At 45.5% G+C, this 17,018-nt stretch carries 16 protein-coding genes and 1 riboswitch; of the genes, 10 read left to right on the top strand and 6 right to left on the bottom strand.

Annotated elements, in window-relative coordinates; translation table 11 throughout:
• Positions 1-20 precede the first annotated feature (20 nt).
• A complete protein-coding gene (phoU, locus tag A8708_RS06355) occupies positions 21-680 on the top strand; it encodes a phosphate signaling complex protein PhoU (protein ID WP_068662664.1) in 660 nt (219 codons plus the stop codon).
• 55 nt (positions 681-735) lie between these two features.
• On the opposite strand, the gene A8708_RS06350 is transcribed toward phoU, so the two are convergent.
• On the bottom strand, positions 736-2,307 hold the full coding sequence (locus A8708_RS06350) for a response regulator (RefSeq protein ID WP_068663006.1): 1,572 nt from the start codon (positions 2,305-2,307) through the stop codon (positions 736-738).
• A gap of 186 nt (positions 2,308-2,493) precedes the next feature.
• Here A8708_RS06350 and A8708_RS06345 point away from each other — a divergent pair, with 186 nt between their 5' ends.
• The gene (locus A8708_RS06345; RefSeq protein WP_068662663.1) at positions 2,494-4,236 is read left to right on the top strand and encodes a GGDEF domain-containing protein; all 1,743 of its coding nucleotides are present in this window, start codon (positions 2,494-2,496) and stop codon (positions 4,234-4,236) included.
• A gap of 29 nt (positions 4,237-4,265) precedes the next feature.
• Here A8708_RS06345 and A8708_RS06340 read toward each other — a convergent pair whose 3' ends face one another.
• Complete coding sequence (locus A8708_RS06340; protein WP_068662662.1) at positions 4,266-5,015, bottom strand: HAD family hydrolase; 750 nt, start codon at positions 5,013-5,015, stop codon at positions 4,266-4,268.
• 141 nt (positions 5,016-5,156) lie between these two features.
• Between A8708_RS06340 and polA the strand changes: the two genes are divergently transcribed.
• The 5 genes from polA (at position 5,157) to A8708_RS06315 (ending at position 10,785) form a co-directional block, all read left to right on the top strand.
• Complete coding sequence (gene polA, locus A8708_RS06335) at positions 5,157-7,820, top strand: DNA polymerase I (RefSeq protein WP_068662661.1); 2,664 nt, start codon at positions 5,157-5,159, stop codon at positions 7,818-7,820.
• A 55-nt stretch (positions 7,821-7,875) separates the two neighbouring features.
• The gene (gene mutM, locus A8708_RS06330; protein WP_068662660.1) at positions 7,876-8,736 is read left to right on the top strand and encodes a DNA-formamidopyrimidine glycosylase; all 861 of its coding nucleotides are present in this window, start codon (positions 7,876-7,878) and stop codon (positions 8,734-8,736) included.
• A gap of 98 nt (positions 8,737-8,834) precedes the next feature.
• On the top strand, positions 8,835-9,575 hold the full coding sequence (locus tag A8708_RS06325; RefSeq protein ID WP_068662659.1) for an MntP/YtaF family protein: 741 nt from the start codon (positions 8,835-8,837) through the stop codon (positions 9,573-9,575).
• 35 nt (positions 9,576-9,610) lie between these two features.
• Positions 9,611-10,207 (top strand): dephospho-CoA kinase, encoded by a 597-nt coding sequence (coaE, locus tag A8708_RS06320; protein WP_068662658.1) that lies wholly within the window; start codon positions 9,611-9,613, stop codon positions 10,205-10,207.
• A 20-nt stretch (positions 10,208-10,227) separates the two neighbouring features.
• A complete protein-coding gene (locus A8708_RS06315) occupies positions 10,228-10,785 on the top strand; it encodes a lytic transglycosylase domain-containing protein (protein ID WP_338044184.1) in 558 nt (185 codons plus the stop codon).
• A 103-nt stretch (positions 10,786-10,888) separates the two neighbouring features.
• On the opposite strand, the gene A8708_RS06310 is transcribed toward A8708_RS06315, so the two are convergent.
• A complete protein-coding gene (locus tag A8708_RS06310; protein WP_068662656.1) occupies positions 10,889-11,107 on the bottom strand; it encodes an alpha/beta-type small acid-soluble spore protein in 219 nt (72 codons plus the stop codon).
• 111 nt (positions 11,108-11,218) lie between these two features.
• Here A8708_RS06310 and nrdR point away from each other — a divergent pair, with 111 nt between their 5' ends.
• Positions 11,219-11,698, top strand: a complete 480-nt coding sequence (gene nrdR / locus A8708_RS06305; RefSeq protein ID WP_056616650.1) for a transcriptional regulator NrdR — start codon at positions 11,219-11,221, stop codon at positions 11,696-11,698.
• Between the two features lie 336 nt (positions 11,699-12,034).
• Here the strand turns inward: nrdR and A8708_RS06300 are convergent, their stop codons facing one another.
• Entirely contained in the window at positions 12,035-12,223 is a 189-nt protein-coding gene (locus tag A8708_RS06300; protein WP_068662655.1) for a hypothetical protein, read from the bottom strand.
• Positions 12,224-12,264: 41 nt separating this feature from the next.
• Positions 12,265-12,370, bottom strand: a riboswitch (cyclic di-GMP riboswitch).
• A gap of 81 nt (positions 12,371-12,451) precedes the next feature.
• On the opposite strand from A8708_RS06300, the gene A8708_RS35265 reads away from it, so the two are divergent.
• Entirely contained in the window at positions 12,452-12,625 is a 174-nt protein-coding gene (locus A8708_RS35265) for a hypothetical protein (RefSeq protein ID WP_157264563.1), read from the top strand.
• Positions 12,626-12,690: 65 nt separating this feature from the next.
• Here A8708_RS35265 and htpG read toward each other — a convergent pair whose 3' ends face one another.
• Positions 12,691-14,571: a molecular chaperone HtpG gene (gene htpG / locus A8708_RS06295; RefSeq protein ID WP_068662654.1), complete on the bottom strand. Its 1,881-nt coding sequence runs from the start codon at positions 14,569-14,571 to the stop codon at positions 12,691-12,693.
• Between the two features lie 811 nt (positions 14,572-15,382).
• The gene (locus tag A8708_RS06290; RefSeq protein ID WP_068662653.1) at positions 15,383-16,054 is read right to left on the bottom strand and encodes a DUF559 domain-containing protein; all 672 of its coding nucleotides are present in this window, start codon (positions 16,052-16,054) and stop codon (positions 15,383-15,385) included.
• 179 nt (positions 16,055-16,233) lie between these two features.
• Between A8708_RS06290 and A8708_RS06285 the strand changes: the two genes are divergently transcribed.
• On the top strand, positions 16,234-16,989 hold the full coding sequence (locus A8708_RS06285; protein WP_068662652.1) for a PIG-L deacetylase family protein: 756 nt from the start codon (positions 16,234-16,236) through the stop codon (positions 16,987-16,989).
• Positions 16,990-17,018 lie beyond the last annotated feature (29 nt).

The raw sequence follows: 17,018 nt of genomic DNA, 5'->3' as shown, positions 1-17,018 counted from the left end.
AAATAAAGGGAGAGATCGACATGGATGCAAGACCAGGGTTTCATCAGTCACTAGCACTATTGCAGAAAGAATTACAGCAAATGGGAGAAAGTGTGGAGGATTTAATTTACAAATCCGTAGAGTCCCTTGCCAAGCTGGATGAGAAAGCCGCACTGCAAGTCATCCAGAAGGACGATCTCATTGATGACTATTTAACGACCATAGATGAGCTATGCCTACGATTGATTGCACTTCAACAACCGATGGCTAGTGACCTGCGTATTATTGGAACCGCGCTTAAGATTGCGACAGACTTAGAACGTATCGCGGATCATGCGGTTGATATTGCGAAGATCACGATTCGTTTCGCAGGTGAAGAACTGGTGAAGCCGCTTGAAGTCATTCCGCAAATGGCAGAAATTGCTATAGAAATGCTGCATGAGAGCCTTCTATCCTATACGGAACGCGATGTACATCGTGCAGCATCGTTAGCTGAGAAGGATGACCGAGTTGATAAGTTATTCAGTATGGTGATGCAGGAACTGATGGGGTTGATGGGAACGGATTATCATAGAAATCGTCAATTGACCCACCTGCTATTTGTTGCGCACTTCTTAGAGCGTGTGGCAGATCATACGACGAATATCGGTGAAGGCGTCATCTATATGGTTACAGGAAAACGTAAAGACCTCAACGTGTAAGTGATATAAATAAGGGCCGTCTCTAGAAGCATCGACTTCAGGAGATGGCCCTTTCTCATGTGGAATGAAGCGGGAAGCGAATTAAGAAGGTTGTCCCATTCGGGGTAGAACTCACTTCAATCGTAGCGTGATGTCTGGCAGCAATACTATAGCAAATAGCTAATCCAAGTCCAGTTCCCTCATCCTTCGTCGTGAAGAAGGGGCGACCAAGCTTCTCTAAATGCTCTGTCCGAATGCCGCTGCCTTCGTCAGCAATCAAGAGAACAACGTGTTCCGGATCCTGATAGGTTTCAATGGTTAATGTTCCACCAATGTTCATGGATTCAAGACCATTCATACACATGTTCAGAATAAGCTGACGCATCTCTTTGTCATCCAGCTGGATCTCCGGACAATAGCCGAATTGACCATTCACATGCTTGCCTGACATAACAGCTTCTGCTTGGATGAGAGGCAATAAGCTTTCAATGATACGGTTGATATTCTCAGGACGTTGATAGGATTGCTTATTTTTGGCAAGGGAAAGATATTCCGTAATAATATCGTTCGCCCGATCCAATTCTTCCAACATGATGGGGATATATTCTTTCTGCATATGCCGATCATTTTCTTGGAAGAGTTGGAGAAAGCCGCGGATGGTCGTCATCGGATTCCGAATTTCGTGCGCAATCCCCGCGGCCATTTCGCCGACTAGGTTTAATTGAGCAAGGCGTGCCATTTCGGTTTCGAATCGAAGACTTTCCGTAATATCAACGGCGACATGCAGCAAGCATTTTTCATCCTCAATATCGATAATTTCTGTGGAAAGAAGCGCAGTTCGAATATCGCCAGATTTGGTAACATAGCGAACCTTCTCATTGCGGACAATATCGCCATAGTTGGCTGGGTTATTGGCATCATCCCGCATGATATTCAAGGCAGTGCCAATAACTTCGTCTCCATAGCCCGTATGTTGCTTCCAGCTTTCATTAACATCCAGATAGGTGAGTTCAGGCAGTCGGCGAATGGCCATTAAGGACGGTGAGAGGATAAACATTTTTTTGAAATGTTCCTGCGAGTTCATAAGTTTCTCGTGGGCATCAACGAGCTCCGATGTGCGTTCTTCAACCCAATTCTCGAGAAGTAAGTTTTGCTCGATTAATTTCTCCTCAGCTTCTGCGAGCTTGCGATTCGTTTCTTCTAGATCTAATGTGCGTTTATGTAAAAGCTCGCTTTGAGCTTTCAGCTTCTGATGGTTTAGATGCATATTGACGAAACCATCTACCTTCATGCGCAGCATTTTGGGATGAACAGGTTTAAATAAGTAATCAATTGATCCCACATGATACCCACGTAATACATGCTCTATCGAGGTGCTTAGAGCTGTTAAGAAAATAATAGGGATATCCTGACAGGCCTTACGTTGCTTTATTAATTCAACGGTTTCAAAACCGCTAAGCCCTGGCATCTGCACATCCATCAAAATTACCGCAATATGGTCAGCGGGTTCTTTTAATAAATAGCGAAGTGCTTCCTCCCCTGATTGTAATGAAATAACGTCGTAGGAAGAAGAGGCCAGAATGCTATTCAGAGCCAGCAAGTTCTCATAGCGATCATCTACCGCCAAGATTTTTACTTGTTGTTCCATCGGTTGTCCTTTCCGCACAAGATCTGCTATACGCACCTACAATCCATATCTCACCTTTTCGAGGAAAAAGTGTAATTCCCTCTTTTTTTCTTAAAGTCTTTACACACATTTTACATATGGTTAATCTTACCTATCATTTGATCTGGTAGACTTGAAGTAATGTAGAAAAAGATAAGGATGATGGACATGCTTACTCAGTCAGAAGTCGCGATACAGTTTCGTAAATTGATAGAAGAACAACGGATTTCTTCCGTATATCAACCTATTGTATCCTTGCAAGATGGGCAAGTGATGGGGTATGAAGCGTTAACTCGCGGTCCGGTAGACGGTCCTTTTCATTCGCCGCTGGCGATGTTTCAATATGCGGAGATGCAAGGGGAGCTATATCGCCTAGAGAGTCTAGCGCGTGAGAAAGCCATTCAAGGCTCTATATTGGAACACGGACAGCAAATGTTATTTATTAATATCTCGTCACACGTCCTAGAGGATCCTAGCTTTATTCCTGGTAAAACACTTGAGATTCTGCAGAAATATGGACTTCGTCCGAGCAATGTCGTGTTCGAAATTACGGAAAGAAGCTCCATCGAGGACTTCACGTTGGCGAAGAAAATTCTAGCTCATTATCGGACACAAGGTTATCGGATTGCGATTGATGATGCGGGAGCGGGATATTCTTCGCTTCAAGCGATTGCCGAGCTGCAGCCTGATTTTATCAAAATCGATCGTTCATTGATTGAAAATATTCACGTGAATAAAGTAAAAGCCTATATTCTTGAAACCTTCGTTACGTTTGCTCAGAAAATGAACATTTCGTTGATCGCTGAGGGCATTGAATTAGTCGAGGAGTTAGCCAAAGTCACTCAAATGGGTGTACATTATGCGCAAGGTTTTTTACTGGGAAGACCATCAACAGCCACTGCGACAGTGCAAGACACATATAAAATGACCATATGGCAGCATCGCAACGTACAGGGAGGCACGATGACTTGGCATATAGGCGAGCTGAAAGCACCTGTTGGGGTGTTTCATACGAAAGTGCAAATATCGGAAATTGCCGAGTTTTTCAAAAGGAATCAAGAGGCTGTCGGGGTTGTCATTGTCCATGATGATGAACCTCGCGGCCTTATGATGCGAGAGCGCTTATTCCAGCATTTAGCGGGTCAATATGCCTATTCGCTGTACTGGAACCGGACAATTGATAGTGTAATGGACGCGTCCCCCCTAATCGTCGACGAGTTAACGCCTGTGGAGCAGGTGTCTCAGTTAGCAACTTCACGTGCGATTCATCATTTATACGATCTTGTCATTATTACAAGTAAGGGGAAAATGGCAGGAGCAGCTTCCATACGAGCGATATTAGAGAGTATTACGAATGTAAAGATGGAGTCAGCTCGCGTCGCGAATCCGTTAACAGGTCTTCCGGGGAATTTGCAAATTAATCGGGAATTGAACAAACGAATAACGGCACGAGTACCTTTCCATGTGATCTATGCAGATTTGGATTATTTTAAATGGTACAATGATCGCTTTGGGTTTCAAAAAGGAGATCAATTAATTCAATATATGGCGGATTTAATGCAGCAAGCGATCGCGTTCTATGGAACTCCAACCGATTTTGTCGGACATGTCGGCGGCGATGATTTTATTGCGATATCCTCTTCACTGTCGCCGAAACGCCTATGTGAGGAAATCATCCATCGGTTTGAAGACGGAGTCCGTATGTTCTATGAAGGCGAAGAATGGGAGTATGTCGTGGATCGAGGCGGTCAACAAGTGAAAAGCGAAGGGGTCACGGTGTCCTTATCCTTAGTCATCTGCAGCTGTGAGTCCCCTATTTCACTAGACTATATTTCTCAAACGGCGGCTGGGCTCAAAAAGAAAGCCAAAGCGCATCAAGGCAGTATTTATTGTTTTCAAACAATCGGTTAATCTTCTTGGTATCAGATTTCAGATAAGCTTCAGAACGTATAGATTAATTGTTTAAAGGAACGAACGATAATTACTTTCTGCTTCCCGATGCGCCTCTCAGAGATTTTCTTAATATTGGCAGGGTGAATCCAGACCGCATCCATCCCGGTAGAAGCCGCTCCTACCACATCGTTACGCCACGAATTACCAACCATCACACTCTGGCTCGCAGCCGTGTTCATCGATTTCAGGGCTCCCTCAAAAATCGCAGGATGCGGCTTTCGTGGTCCATCATTTTCTGTTGTAAACAAACGTTCTTGGTCGAACCAGGAAGTTAACTTCATTTTCTCCAAATTACGCTGCAGTCGATTGCGATTCCCGTTACTGATAATGGCCAGCTTATATTGACGTGACAGCACCTCTAGTGTATCTTCTACCCCTGGAAATAAAGCGACGAAACCATCTTCTTTCTCTTCGATTTGATGGAAAAAGGTTCGCGTGAACGCTGTACTTACTCTCATCGGATAGGGATGGAGTGCTTTAATTAAACAAATATGCCGCAACTCATCTGGCGAGATGGGACTTCGAATAGGTGTTTTGCGATGACGGCTCCACTCAGCCTTATAGCTAAGCAGCGCTTCTTGCGCGGTCAGTTTCGAATCCTCTGTTTCCCACCGTGCCGTGAAATCCTGCATAACTTCAAGAAAAGCGGAATCGAAGCATTGTCTGCGATCTAGAATCGTATTATTCATATCAAAAAAAATAAGCTTTTTACGTGTGGGTGAGAAAAAAGGACTCATACGGAGAACCTCCCTCTGAAGACCTGACCGTCCTGACTTTTTAAAAATTCGGCTCCTTACATGTTTATGTAGGGAACCGTTTTTTTATTTTAATTTCGTATGCTATGATTATGGAAGTATGTCTAAAATTGGGGTGAACTTATGGATAAGCTTATAATTATTGATGGGAACTCAATCGCGTTTCGTGCTTTCTATGCGTTGCCGCTGCTCAGCAATTCAAGTGGTTTACATACCAATGCGGTATACGGCTTTACGACCATGCTGTTGAAATTGATTGAAGAAGAAAAACCAACTCATTTTCTTGTTGCATTTGATGCCGGGAAAATTACGTTTCGGCATACAGAATATAGCGAGTACAAAGGTGGTCGTCAGAAAACGCCATCAGAGCTTTCTGAACAATTCCCGTTAATTAAAGATTTGTTGAAGGCTTTCAAAATCCCGCAATTCGAGCTGTCCGGCTATGAAGCGGATGATATTATCGGAACGTTGACGAAAGCGGCAGATGCAAGAGGAGAGAAAGTGCTCCTCGTGTCTGGGGATAAAGATATGCTCCAACTTGCTTCTGAGCAGGTTACTGTTGCGATTACCCGCAAGGGAATCAGCGAAATGGATCGCTTTGATCCGGAAGCTATTAAAGAGAAATACGGGCTTACGCCGCATCAAATCATTGATTTGAAAGGTCTAATGGGCGATACGTCCGATAATATTCCGGGGATTCCCGGCGTAGGCGAGAAGACTGCACTCAAAATGCTGCATGATTTCGGCACTGTGGAAGAAGTATTGGCTAACACAGCAAGCCTGAAAGGCAAGATGAAAGAGAAAGTGGAGGAGCATGCGAAGAGCGCTCTTATGAGTAAAGAGCTAGCGACCATCTATCGTGAGGTTCCGATGGAAACCGAATGGGATTCGTTCCGCTATGATGGCTTTGATGGACAAGCATTGTCCACGATGTTTCGCAAGCTAGAATTCAAATCGCTGTTAGAGAAGTTAGATTTCGGTGCAGTTAGCGCTGAGGCCGAAGATCTCGTTGTCGAGAGTTTGGAAGCTGTTGCGGTAACAGAAGCGAATATCGGTAAGTTGATTGAGCAATTAGATGACCACGCGGCCATTCATGTGGAAGCAATTGGGGAGAATCCGCATCAAGCTGTGATGGTTGGGGTTGTCTGGTTTATTGATGATGGAGCTGACAACACCTCGTATTACGTGCCGTTTGCACTGCTGCAAAGCGATGCAGGCAAACCGCTGCGGGACTGGCTCAGCGATGCTTCCAAGAAGAAGCAGCTCTTCGACCTGCATCGCGCGCAGCTCGCGCTCGCTTGGCAGGGCATCCACCTTGCAGGGGTGGATTTCGATGTGCTGCTGGCCGCTTACCTCCTCGATCCGACGGATTCGAATCTCAGCTTAAGCGCCCTGTCGGTGAAGTACGGACTGCCATCTGTGAAGGCAGACGAGGATGTGTTCGGCAAAGGCGCGAAGTTTCGCCTGCCGGAACTCGCTGCGCTTAGCGACCACGTGGGTCGTAAAGCGATGGCGATGGCGCGCATGGTTCCCGTGCTGCGCGATGAATTAGAGAAGGGCGAGATGCATCGCCTCTTCTACGAGCTTGAACTGCCCCTCTCCGCCGTTTTGGCGGAGATGGAGATGCGCGGCATCGCTGTCGATGCCGAAGGGCTTAAAACGCTCGGCGTGGAGCTTGGCAAGCAGCTGGACACGATCATGTCCAGCATCTACAAGCTCGCCGGCGTCGAGTTCAACATCAACTCACCGAAGCAGCTCGGTGAGGTTCTGTTCGAGAAGCTGGGGCTGCCAGCTTCGAAGAAGACCAAGACCGGCTACTCGACGGATGCCGAGGTGCTGGAACGTCTGGCCCCTTACAACGAAGTTGTGGGGCAGATCTTGCACTACCGCTCGCTAGCGAAGCTGCAGTCGACGTACGTCGAAGGGCTGCTCAAAGAGGTGCGGCCGGAAACCGGCAAGGTGCATACGTATTACCGGCAGACGATTGCCGCGACGGGACGCCTCAGCTCTCAATTCCCGAACCTCCAGAACATTCCGATTCGTCTGGAGGAGGGCCGCAAGATCCGCAAGGTCTTCGTTCCATCCGAGCCTGGATGGTACATGCTTGCAGCGGATTACTCTCAGATCGAGTTGCGTGTACTAGCGCACATCTCGCAGGATGAGAAGCTGAAGGAAGCGTTCCTTCAGAATATGGACATTCACACGAAGACGGCGATGGACGTCTTCGGCGTGGAGGAAAGTGCGGTTGACAGCAATATGCGCCGTCAAGCGAAAGCCGTTAACTTCGGAATCGTATACGGCATAAGCGACTATGGCCTTTCTCAGAACCTGGATATTACCCGCCGGGAAGCCGCTCAGTTCATTGAACAGTATTTCGCGGTGTTCCAAGGGGTTCGTCGCTATATGGATGACATCGTCAAGGATGCTCGTCGTGATGGATATGTCACTACGTTGCTTCAACGTCGACGTTTATTACCTGAGATTACACATTCAAACTTTAATATACGTTCATTCGCAGAGCGTACTGCAATGAATACACCGATTCAAGGGACCGCAGCAGATATTATCAAGCTAGCTATGGTTCAAATGGCTGACAGATTAGCGAAAGAAGGACTGAAGAGCCGCATGCTGCTGCAAGTACACGATGAGCTTGTCTTCGAAGTACCAGCCGATGAGCTGGAAACGATGAAGGAGCTCGTGCCTGAAGTCATGGCATCTGCATTGAAGCTGGACGTTCCTTTACGTGCGGACGTTGATTTCGGTTTAACTTGGTATGATGCCAAGTAGCAAGTGGGGAGCGGCATGAATTGCCGCTTCCAATTTCAAGAAGGAGGTGAACACCTTGCCTGAGCTACCCGAGGTCGAAACCGTCAAACGAACACTAAATGAGCTCATTACAGGGAAAACGATCGCCCGTGTTGAGGTAAGGCTGCCTCGTATCATCCAGAAACCTGACGATATTCAGCAGTTTGAAACGCTCTTGCAAGGGCAAACCGTTGAAACGATTGAACGTCGAGGGAAGTTTCTGCGATTCGTGCTCACAGACTATGTGATGGTTTCCCATTTGCGCATGGAAGGCCGCTATGGCTTGTACGCAGGTGATGATCCTCTCGAATTGCATACCCATGTGTTGTTCCGATTTACGGATGGGAGTGAGCTGCGGTACAAGGATGTGCGGCAATTCGGCACGATGCATCTATTCCCCAAGGGCGAAGAGCTCACGCAGCCGCCTCTGGTGAAGCTAGGTCTTGAGCCGCTCGATGAAGCCTTCACCCTTGAAGCATTTCGCAAGGTGATTGGGCATCGAGCTACGAAGATCAAGCCGCTACTGCTCAATCAAGCATATATCGTGGGTATTGGGAATATTTATGTAGACGAGTCCCTCTTCTTGGCGGGGATTCATCCTGAACGGGAAGCATCTTCGCTGAGTAAGATAGAGCTTGGTTTGCTGCATGAGGCGATTATTCGTACACTTCAAGATTCTGTTGAGGTTGGTGGATCATCGATTAAATCTTATGTGAATGGACAAGGTGAAATCGGACTTTTCCAGCACCAATTGAACATTTATGGCAGGCAATCACAGCCGTGCAAAACGTGCGGACAGGAGATTGTGAAGACCGTCGTGGGAGGCAGAGGGACACACCTATGTCTCACCTGTCAACCTTTGAAGCCCAAGCGGTCGCGAAAGAAGTCTGAGAAATAGGCACGAGAAGCGTACCCTCCCCATATGATATGGAGTACTTAGCCTAGGTAACAGCCCATTAGGCCTGTTAGTTGGGTAAAACGCTTAGGAGGGTTTGTATGCTTCCTGTCATATCTCTGCTCATTTTGGCATTCGCAGTTTCTTTGGACGGTTTCGGTGTTGGTGTGATGTATGGGTTACGCAAAATCCGCATTCCACTTCTCTCAATTGGAATTATATCGCTTTGGTCTGGTATCATTATTTTTACATCGATGCAGATCGGCGTTTTGATGTCTTCCTTCATGTCACCTGAGGTTGCCAAACGTATCGGGGCAATCATCTTAATCGGTATTGGCGTATGGGCTCTTGTACAGATGAGACAAGGGCAGAAAAACCAAACGCAACAAGAACAATCAGCCCCTGCGGCTGATCAAGCCATGGTTAGCTCTATGCCCTACGAAGAGATTCGTAACTCGGGTTACTTGGAACCGGTGACGTTCGATACGTTGCAGCGGACCAAGGAGATCCTCAGTATTGAGTTGAAGCGGTTTGGGCTTGTGATTCAAATACTACGAACGCCATCTATAGCGGATGTAGATAAGTCCGGCAATATTTCGGCCTCAGAGGCTACATTGCTTGGCTTAGCGCTCTCCTTGGATGCCTTCGGAGCGGGAATTGGGGCTGCGCTTATCGGTTTCGTGCCGTTATTGACGGCTTCTGTCATTTCAATTTCAAGTGGATCTTTGCTTGCTGTTGGCTTACGGATTGGTTTCCGTTATGCCGAAATGGACTGGATGAAGAAGTTATCTATTCTTCCAGGCTGTGTACTTATTGTCATGGGACTTTTGAAAATGCTATAGTTCACTCACAATGAACCTTTAGGAGAGAAGCACTTATGAATATCGGCTTAACAGGAGGTATTGCCTGTGGAAAAAGTACGGTTAGCCGAATGCTGGTTAGCCGTGGTGCCCTTTTAATCGATGCCGATCAGATAGCACGTGATGTCGTGGAGCCTGGCAGCCCTGTTCTTGAACAGGTTGCTGCTCATTTTGGACAAGCGGTGATTGGCCCCGACGGATCTTTGCAGCGTAAGAAGCTTGGTGAAATGATCTTCGGATCGCCTGAAGCGAGAAAGCAACTCGAAGGCTTACTGCATCCCCCTATTCGGGCGAGAATGCGCGAACTAATGACTTTGTATGAACGGGACTACCCCACCAAGCTGGTGGTGGTCGATGTTCCTTTACTCATAGAATCGAATCTGGTCTCGATGTTTGAGGAGATCATGGTAGTTTATATTCCGCGTCACATGCAATTGCAACGTCTGATGCAGCGAGATGGCTTGTCAGAAGAGACGGCCCAGCTTCGACTCGATGCTCAGATGTCAATTGAGGAGAAACGAAAGTTAGCCGATATCGTAATTGATAATAGCGGAACTTGGGAAGAAACCAACATGAGGGTGGAGCTGTTCTGGGTGGGGAAGGGATTGGCATGACGTTCTTTCGAAAAAAACGAATGTTTGCTCTTCTGCTTATCGCTTTTGTCATGATTCTCTTCATGAATAGCGCAATTATAGGCAGAAAGCTATATCCCATCTACTATCAGCAGGAGATTAAGCAGAGCGCGGCGAAACACAATATAGATCCTTTTCTTATTGCTGCCATTATTCGCGTCGAAACGAATTATAAATATCATTTAGAATCAAGCAAAGGCGCTGTAGGGCTTATGCAATTGATGCCAGACACCGCGGATTGGATTGCCCAATCCTCGAATTTAGGTCCTCATACACAAGAAGATCTGCTTCGCGTCGATATTAATATTTATTTGGGAGCATGGTATCTGAATTGGTTAATTAAGCATTATAATGGGAATCTAATCTATGCCATAGCAGCGTATAATGCGGGTCAAGGTAATGTGAATAAATGGAAAAACAGTCATGTATGGGACGGTTCAGAAGACAACATCCGTGATATCCCATTCGGGGAAACGCGTCATTACGTGCAGCGTGTTCTATATTATTATGAGAAGTACACGAATCTGTACACGGAGCAATGGCAAGGTGAAGGCGCATAACTTCGTGAATAGAACAAAACAAAGAAGCATTGGACTAGCTCCTAATGGAGCGTAAAGTCCAATACTTCCTGTTTGCAGAGTCATTAGCTTGTGTTCTTCAAGATTACTTGAATTGACCTGCTAGAGATTGTTCTGCGATTTGCACCAGGCGACGAGTAATGCTACCACCAATAGAGCCAGTGTCACGAGAAGTCATGTTGCCATAGTAGCCATCTTGTGGGATAGCAATACCAAGCTCTTGAGCTACTTCGTACTTCAACTGATCCAAGGCTGCATTAGCTTGTGGAACGACTAAAGTATTACTGCTTTTGTTTGAACTCATGTCTGTTCACCTCCTTGTCGGTTGGTAAATCTATTGTGTGCAGAACCTCAAACTTCAAGACATGTAACATCTGGTAATGATTTTTCCAAGTGAGAAAGGAGATGAAAGCGAATGAAATGCCCGTTCTGTGACCATTCTGGTACGAAAGTGCTTGATTCCAGGTCTGCCAATGAGAATAAATCCATTCGTAGGCGCCGTGAGTGCGAGAAATGCGCGAGAAGATTCACGACTTTCGAAATGGTAGAAGAAACACCGTTAATTGTGATTAAAAAGGATGGAAGCCGGGAAGAATTTAGCCGAGAGAAAATTTTACGTGGCTTAATTCGTGCTTGTGAAAAAAGACCCGTTTCCATGGAGAGGCTAGAGATGCTCGTCTCCGAAGTCGAAATGCAGCTTCGTACGACAGCACATGCTGAAGTCGATAGCCTTGGCATTGGTGAAATTGTGATGGAGCAATTGTACCCCGTCGATGAAGTGGCCTACATTCGCTTCGCCTCTGTATATAGGCAGTTCAAGGACATTAACATGTTTTTGAAGGAGTTAACGCAAATATTGGGAAAGCATGACGTCGGGCTGCTCCGCGATAAATAAGCAGCATATGCTCGAAATAGAAGCCGCGTTGTCTCATGGATGATTTCATGAGGCAACGCGGCTTTATATTGCGATTGTAGAGGGTAATTCTAGTATTTGCTATATGTTATGTTAGAAATCACTAGTTTGCTTGGGGTGATTAGATGGTGACACGAATTGATTTGTTTTTTTTCGAAATGTGACAAAAAATAAATAAAAGACAGCGGCAAGTGCGCTGTCTTTCGTTGTTTCATCAGAGAAAGTCAATCATGACGCGCCCTCATGAGCTTTTGAAAAAAAAATTATTCTAATGACATCAACCGACTGTATTTTTGAGAGCGATAAGGCATAATTCGGTTATTGAGTGCGTTTGTCCAATTCACTTCGAAGAAAATGAATAAATCGGATGGCTTCGTCGCATGTTAATAGGCTGCCGCTGAATGAAAAGGAAAACATGTCCAAAATATTATCATCAGGGAGATGCAAGTTGTCGATTAAGTGCTTAACGTCTGTGTTCATACTGCCATCAATGACCATTTTATTCAAGTTGAGATTCCTCCTTTGTCGAACTTCCATTATCGGATGGAGGCGGTAGCTGGCTGACATATTGGATATGGGATACGGGATATCATTGCCAATTTAGTCCCTTTAGCTTTGCGTCACCACTTTTCAGCGGTTTTGCCCTTATCAACCGATAACGTCTTATGAAAACTATATCACAGGTTAGGTTTAACGTGCTATTAATTACATTAATTCGAAGGATGGTTGAAGCATATGTCCGTCAATAGCGCAAAATTAAGTAAAATTACTCATGAACTGGATATTGTTAAGGTAGCAGAGGCGCTTGGTCTTGATCAGGCTCGTTTACTCGCTTATGTTTATAATCGATCAGAAGCGATTCAGGCGTTTCTCCTAGATGAACCAGCAACGCCTTCGGATGCTTCCTAATCATACATATGTTATATGTAAAAAAGCACCGCAACATGGAAGTTGCAGTGCCTGCATGCATGGGATTACACCATGATTTTGCAAATATCGTTCGTGAATTCAACCGGATCTTGCAGCGGCAGACCTTCAATTAGAAGAGCTTGATTGTACAAGAGCGCTGTGTAGAGATTCAATTTTTCTTTATCTTTCTCAAAAGCATCCTTCAGGGAAGCGAATACGTCATGGTTAACGTTGATTTCTAATACTTTCTCTGCTTTAACGTTCGGGTTATTCGGCATCGCGTTCAAGATTTTTTCCATCTCGATGGTGACATCGCCATCTGTGGATAAGCATACTGGGTGCTTTCTCAGACGCTTGGAAGCTTTGACGCTCGATACTTTACCCGCCAATAGGCCATTCATGTAGTCGAATAGGTCTTGATTTTCCTTTTTATCCGACTCAGAATCGTTGGCGTTATCCTCTACATCAATACCCAGATCCCCGCTTGATACAGATCTGAATTCCTTCTCTTTGTAAGTCATAATCATCTTGATTGCGAACTCATCAATATCATCTGTGAAGTATAGGATCTCGTAGCCTTTATCGGTAACCAGTTCCGTCTGTGGAAGTTTATCAATGCGTTCGATTGACTCACCGGAAGCATAGTAAATGTACTTCTGATCTTCTGGCATTCTCGCAACATACTCGTCCAACGTGACAAGCTGTTTCTCCTTGGAGGAGGAGAACATCAATAGATCCTGCAGAAGCTCTTTATGCGTGCCGTAGTCGCTGTAAACACCGAATTTAAGCTGTCTGCCGAAGGACTTGTAGAATTGCTCGTATTTCTCTCTCTCGTCCTTCAGGAGGCTTTGGAGTGAGCCTTTGATTTTGCTGGAAATATTCTTCGCAATTAATTTAAGCTGACGATCATGCTGCAGCATCTCGCGGGAGATGTTGAGTGATAAACTTTCGGAATCAACCATCCCTTTCACGAAGGAGAAGTAATCAGGAAGCAGATCCGCACATTTATTCATAATGAGAACGCCGTTAGCATAAAGCTCGAGGCCTTTCTCGTATTCTTTGGAATAGTAGTCATAAGGCATATTTTCTGGGATGAAGAGGATTGCTTGGTATACGACCGCGCCATCCGCACTTACATGAATATGCTTAAGCGGCTTGTCGAAGCCGTAGTGTTTCTCATGGTAGAACTTCTCGTAATCATCAGGCGTGAGTTCGCTTTTGTTTTTGCGCCAGATCGGCACCATGCTGTTCACGTGCTGCTCTTCTTGGAAGTCCTCGTATTCGGTTTCGCTGCCTTCTTGTAGACGTCTGCTTGTGATGTCCATTTTGATCGGGTAACGGATGAAATCGGAATACTTCTTGATAATCGCTTTCAGGCGATACTCATCCAAGTATTCGTCGTAGTTATCATCTTCGGTATTCGCTTTAATCGAAAGGACAATCTCCGTTCCAACCGCATCTTTCTCTGCTGGTGCAATCGTGTACCCGTCTGCGCCATCGGATTCCCATTTGTAAGCTGTGTCACTGCCAAGGGCTTTACTTGTGACGGCGATGTGATCAGCAACCATGAACGCGGAATAGAAGCCTACCCCGAATTGGCCAATAATGTTGTGGCCGTCTTTGCTTTCGTTCTCTTTCTTAAAAGCCAGAGATCCACTCTTCGCGATAATCCCCAAGTTGTTCTCAAGATCTTCTTTCGTCATCCCGATCCCTGTGTCGCGAATCGTTAAGATACGATTGTCTTTATCAGCTGTAATTTTGATGAAGTAGCTATCTTTGTCAAAAACGAGCGAGTCGTCTGTAAGCGCCCTGTAGTAAATTTTGTCAATCGCATCGCTGGAGTTGGAGATAAGCTCTCTTAGAAAGATTTCACGTTGTGTGTAAATCGAATTGATCATCATTTCCAAAAGACGCTTGGATTCGGCTTGAAACTGTTTCTTTTCCACGGATAGATCTCCTTTCGATATGTACAGGTTTATATAATTAGCACTCGCACACTGTGAGTGCTATACACTAACTTTATAACATCCCTGAAATTTAATGTCAATTAGCACCGAGAGAAATTATGAGAAGTTGCGTGTAGAAATCATTTGTGATGACGATTTGCGGCAAGTTGTATCCGGGGAAGTATTGGTAGAGAACTGTGAAGGCGAATGAGGGCGAGGGATGTGGAGGTGGAAAGGAATAGTAGTTAGTAGCTGGTAGCGAATAGTGGTGAATAGTAGTGATAGTAGGGAAAGTGTATATGAGAAGTGAACCTGCAATCCCTCGATCCCGATTGTCAAAAATGCAAAAAGGCACTTTTGAAGTACAGTTTTCCCTGATTTAATCAAAATTGATGCAAAAAGGCATCTTTTTAGTGTGTTTTAACGTGAAATTATAGAAATTCGAAAAAAAGGATGCCTATTCGCACTTATTCCCAATTATGAGGGGGAATAAGGATAAAAGGTTGTATATTTGCATTTTTGGGGAGAGGGTTGCACCATATTCCGTCACATCGCGGCCACCCATCTCAACTACTTTCCGTCACACCACCATACACCAGTCTCTATCACATTCCATTACACATAGTAACTAGCTACCACACCACCAGTTCTTCCATCTCCCGTCACATTTTCACCAGCCACCAGTCTCTATCGCATTCCATACAGATCCCAACTAGCTACCACTCCCCGAGTTCTTCCATCCCATTACATTACTATTTCCCACCACATCGCTGCCACATCCCAGCCGCTCGTACCCCAGCCTATCACCACATCACAATAAACGAATATGCTCCCGTTTTACTAACTCATAACGAAGAACATGTTTGCCTTGAGCTCCGGCGTGCGGGATGAACCAACCTTTGTTGCAGAGGGACTGGAGCACGCGAACGGATGAACGGTAGTTGATAGCTAGATGTGTTCTTACATCAATTGGGCGGATTGGCTGCGCGAGGGTATAGGCAAGCCGAATAATTTCCCTTTCCATCACATTATCAAGGTTGACAGGCGAGGTGCAAGTCTGAAATCGACTAATCAACATGCGAAGTAGTGTAAGACAGAGGTCAGGGCGGTTAGCCACGTCATCGTATGAAAATGAAATCACCTGATACCCCATCGCAGCCAAAAATGTTTCTCGGTTAAGCTCATTGCAGTATTTTTGCCTGTCCATGTCGCGTACATGAGGGCCGTATCCTTTGATCTCGATGATCAATTTCACAAATGAGGTAAGCCAGGCGAAATCACAGAAATACGAACGTCCGCGCCAATCCAATACTTCGAATTCGGGGTGCAACTGATCGAAATTGCCACGGAGCTCCCACCAGACGTTCTGACAGAAAAGTTTTTCTGCCTCCTGATGTCCGCGCTCCAAGCGGCCTCTGCGTTCTCCGGTTCTTTGGTATAGATGGTTTTGAATCCAGAAAGCATGGTTGTGGTCGAAACTCATAGGATCAATGCTTCCTTAAAAATGAAAAAAAACGCCCCTGTGCCATATTAAAAAATGGACAGGGACGTTCTTCGTCTCTTGCCTAACAGTATAATGGAAATCCCCAGATTACACTAGGGAACATTTTCGACATTTGTCTATTTTTTATGATAAAATATGACAGGTTGGAGGGATATCACATGGATATTAGACGAATATTAGGTCTTCCTGAGTTATTAGATGTGAAAAAAGTCATATGCGTACAACCCCACCCTAATGATAATGAAGTTGGGGCCGCAGGAACATTATACGAACTTGGACGGCGCGGTTGCGAAATCGTTTATATCACCATAACTGATGGAAGCGGCAGCGGGTCAACTGGGGAGATAGAGCCAGAAGCAATTGCAGCGATTCGCCGAGCGGAGCGATTGGCCGCAGGGGATATTTTGGGTGTGACCAAGCATATTACGCTGGATTACCCGGATATGGGCAGTTATACCGAAGAGGAATTGCTAGCCAAGTTAATTCCGATTATTCGCGAAGAGAAACCTGATTTGCTGATGACGGTAGATCCATGGATGCCGTATGAAGCTCATCCAGATCATATAAAGACCGGAAAAGCTGTAGCTTCGGCTATGCTCTTCTCCTCCAATGAGGTTCTGTTCCCAGGATCCAAACCGCATGATGTCCCGCAAATCGCGTTCTATGCGACGTCGCATCCGAACACCTTTATTGATGTATCGCCTCATTGGGACAAGAAAATAGCGTCCATCTTGGCACATAAGAGTCAATTTGATAATGTGAATTGGCCGTTGGTTAAGGGTTTTTTTGACTATCATGCTGTCCAATTGTACAGCAAATTAAAGCAACAACCAGACGCCAAAGGATATGCAGAAGCGTTTAAATTACTTACATCGCATCAACTGCACTTATTCCCATCCGCCCTATATAGTTAGCAGTTAACTGTTCCCCACATCGCTCGAAG

The organism is Paenibacillus oryzisoli, from assembly GCF_001653565.1.
GTDB lineage: Bacteria > Bacillota > Bacilli > Paenibacillales > NBRC-103111 > Paenibacillus_E > Paenibacillus_E oryzisoli.
This window is presented reverse-complemented; position numbering and strand designations above follow the sequence as displayed.

Excerpts from the sequence above, each read along its gene's own strand:
- A8708_RS06325 (WP_068662659.1), top strand. The coding sequence starts at position 8,835 with ATGCTTCCTGTCATATCTCTGCTCATTTTGGCATTCGCAGTTTCTTTG.
- A8708_RS35265 (WP_157264563.1), top strand. The coding sequence starts at position 12,452 with ATGTCCGTCAATAGCGCAAAATTAAGTAAAATTACTCATGAACTGGAT.
- nrdR (WP_056616650.1), top strand. The coding sequence starts at position 11,219 with ATGAAATGCCCGTTCTGTGACCATTCTGGTACGAAAGTGCTTGATTCC.
- A8708_RS06345 (WP_068662663.1), top strand. The coding sequence starts at position 2,494 with ATGCTTACTCAGTCAGAAGTCGCGATACAGTTTCGTAAATTGATAGAA.
- A8708_RS06290 (WP_068662653.1), bottom strand. The coding sequence starts at position 16,054 with ATGAGTTTCGACCACAACCATGCTTTCTGGATTCAAAACCATCTATAC.
- A8708_RS06350 (WP_068663006.1), bottom strand. The coding sequence starts at position 2,307 with ATGGAACAACAAGTAAAAATCTTGGCGGTAGATGATCGCTATGAGAAC.
- phoU (WP_068662664.1), top strand. The coding sequence starts at position 21 with ATGGATGCAAGACCAGGGTTTCATCAGTCACTAGCACTATTGCAGAAA.
- A8708_RS06285 (WP_068662652.1), top strand. The coding sequence starts at position 16,234 with ATGGATATTAGACGAATATTAGGTCTTCCTGAGTTATTAGATGTGAAA.
- A8708_RS06310 (WP_068662656.1), bottom strand. The coding sequence starts at position 11,107 with ATGAGTTCAAACAAAAGCAGTAATACTTTAGTCGTTCCACAAGCTAAT.
- polA (WP_068662661.1), top strand. The coding sequence starts at position 5,157 with ATGGATAAGCTTATAATTATTGATGGGAACTCAATCGCGTTTCGTGCT.
- A8708_RS06315 (WP_338044184.1), top strand. The coding sequence starts at position 10,228 with ATGTTTGCTCTTCTGCTTATCGCTTTTGTCATGATTCTCTTCATGAAT.
- coaE (WP_068662658.1), top strand. The coding sequence starts at position 9,611 with ATGAATATCGGCTTAACAGGAGGTATTGCCTGTGGAAAAAGTACGGTT.
- A8708_RS06340 (WP_068662662.1), bottom strand. The coding sequence starts at position 5,015 with ATGAGTCCTTTTTTCTCACCCACACGTAAAAAGCTTATTTTTTTTGAT.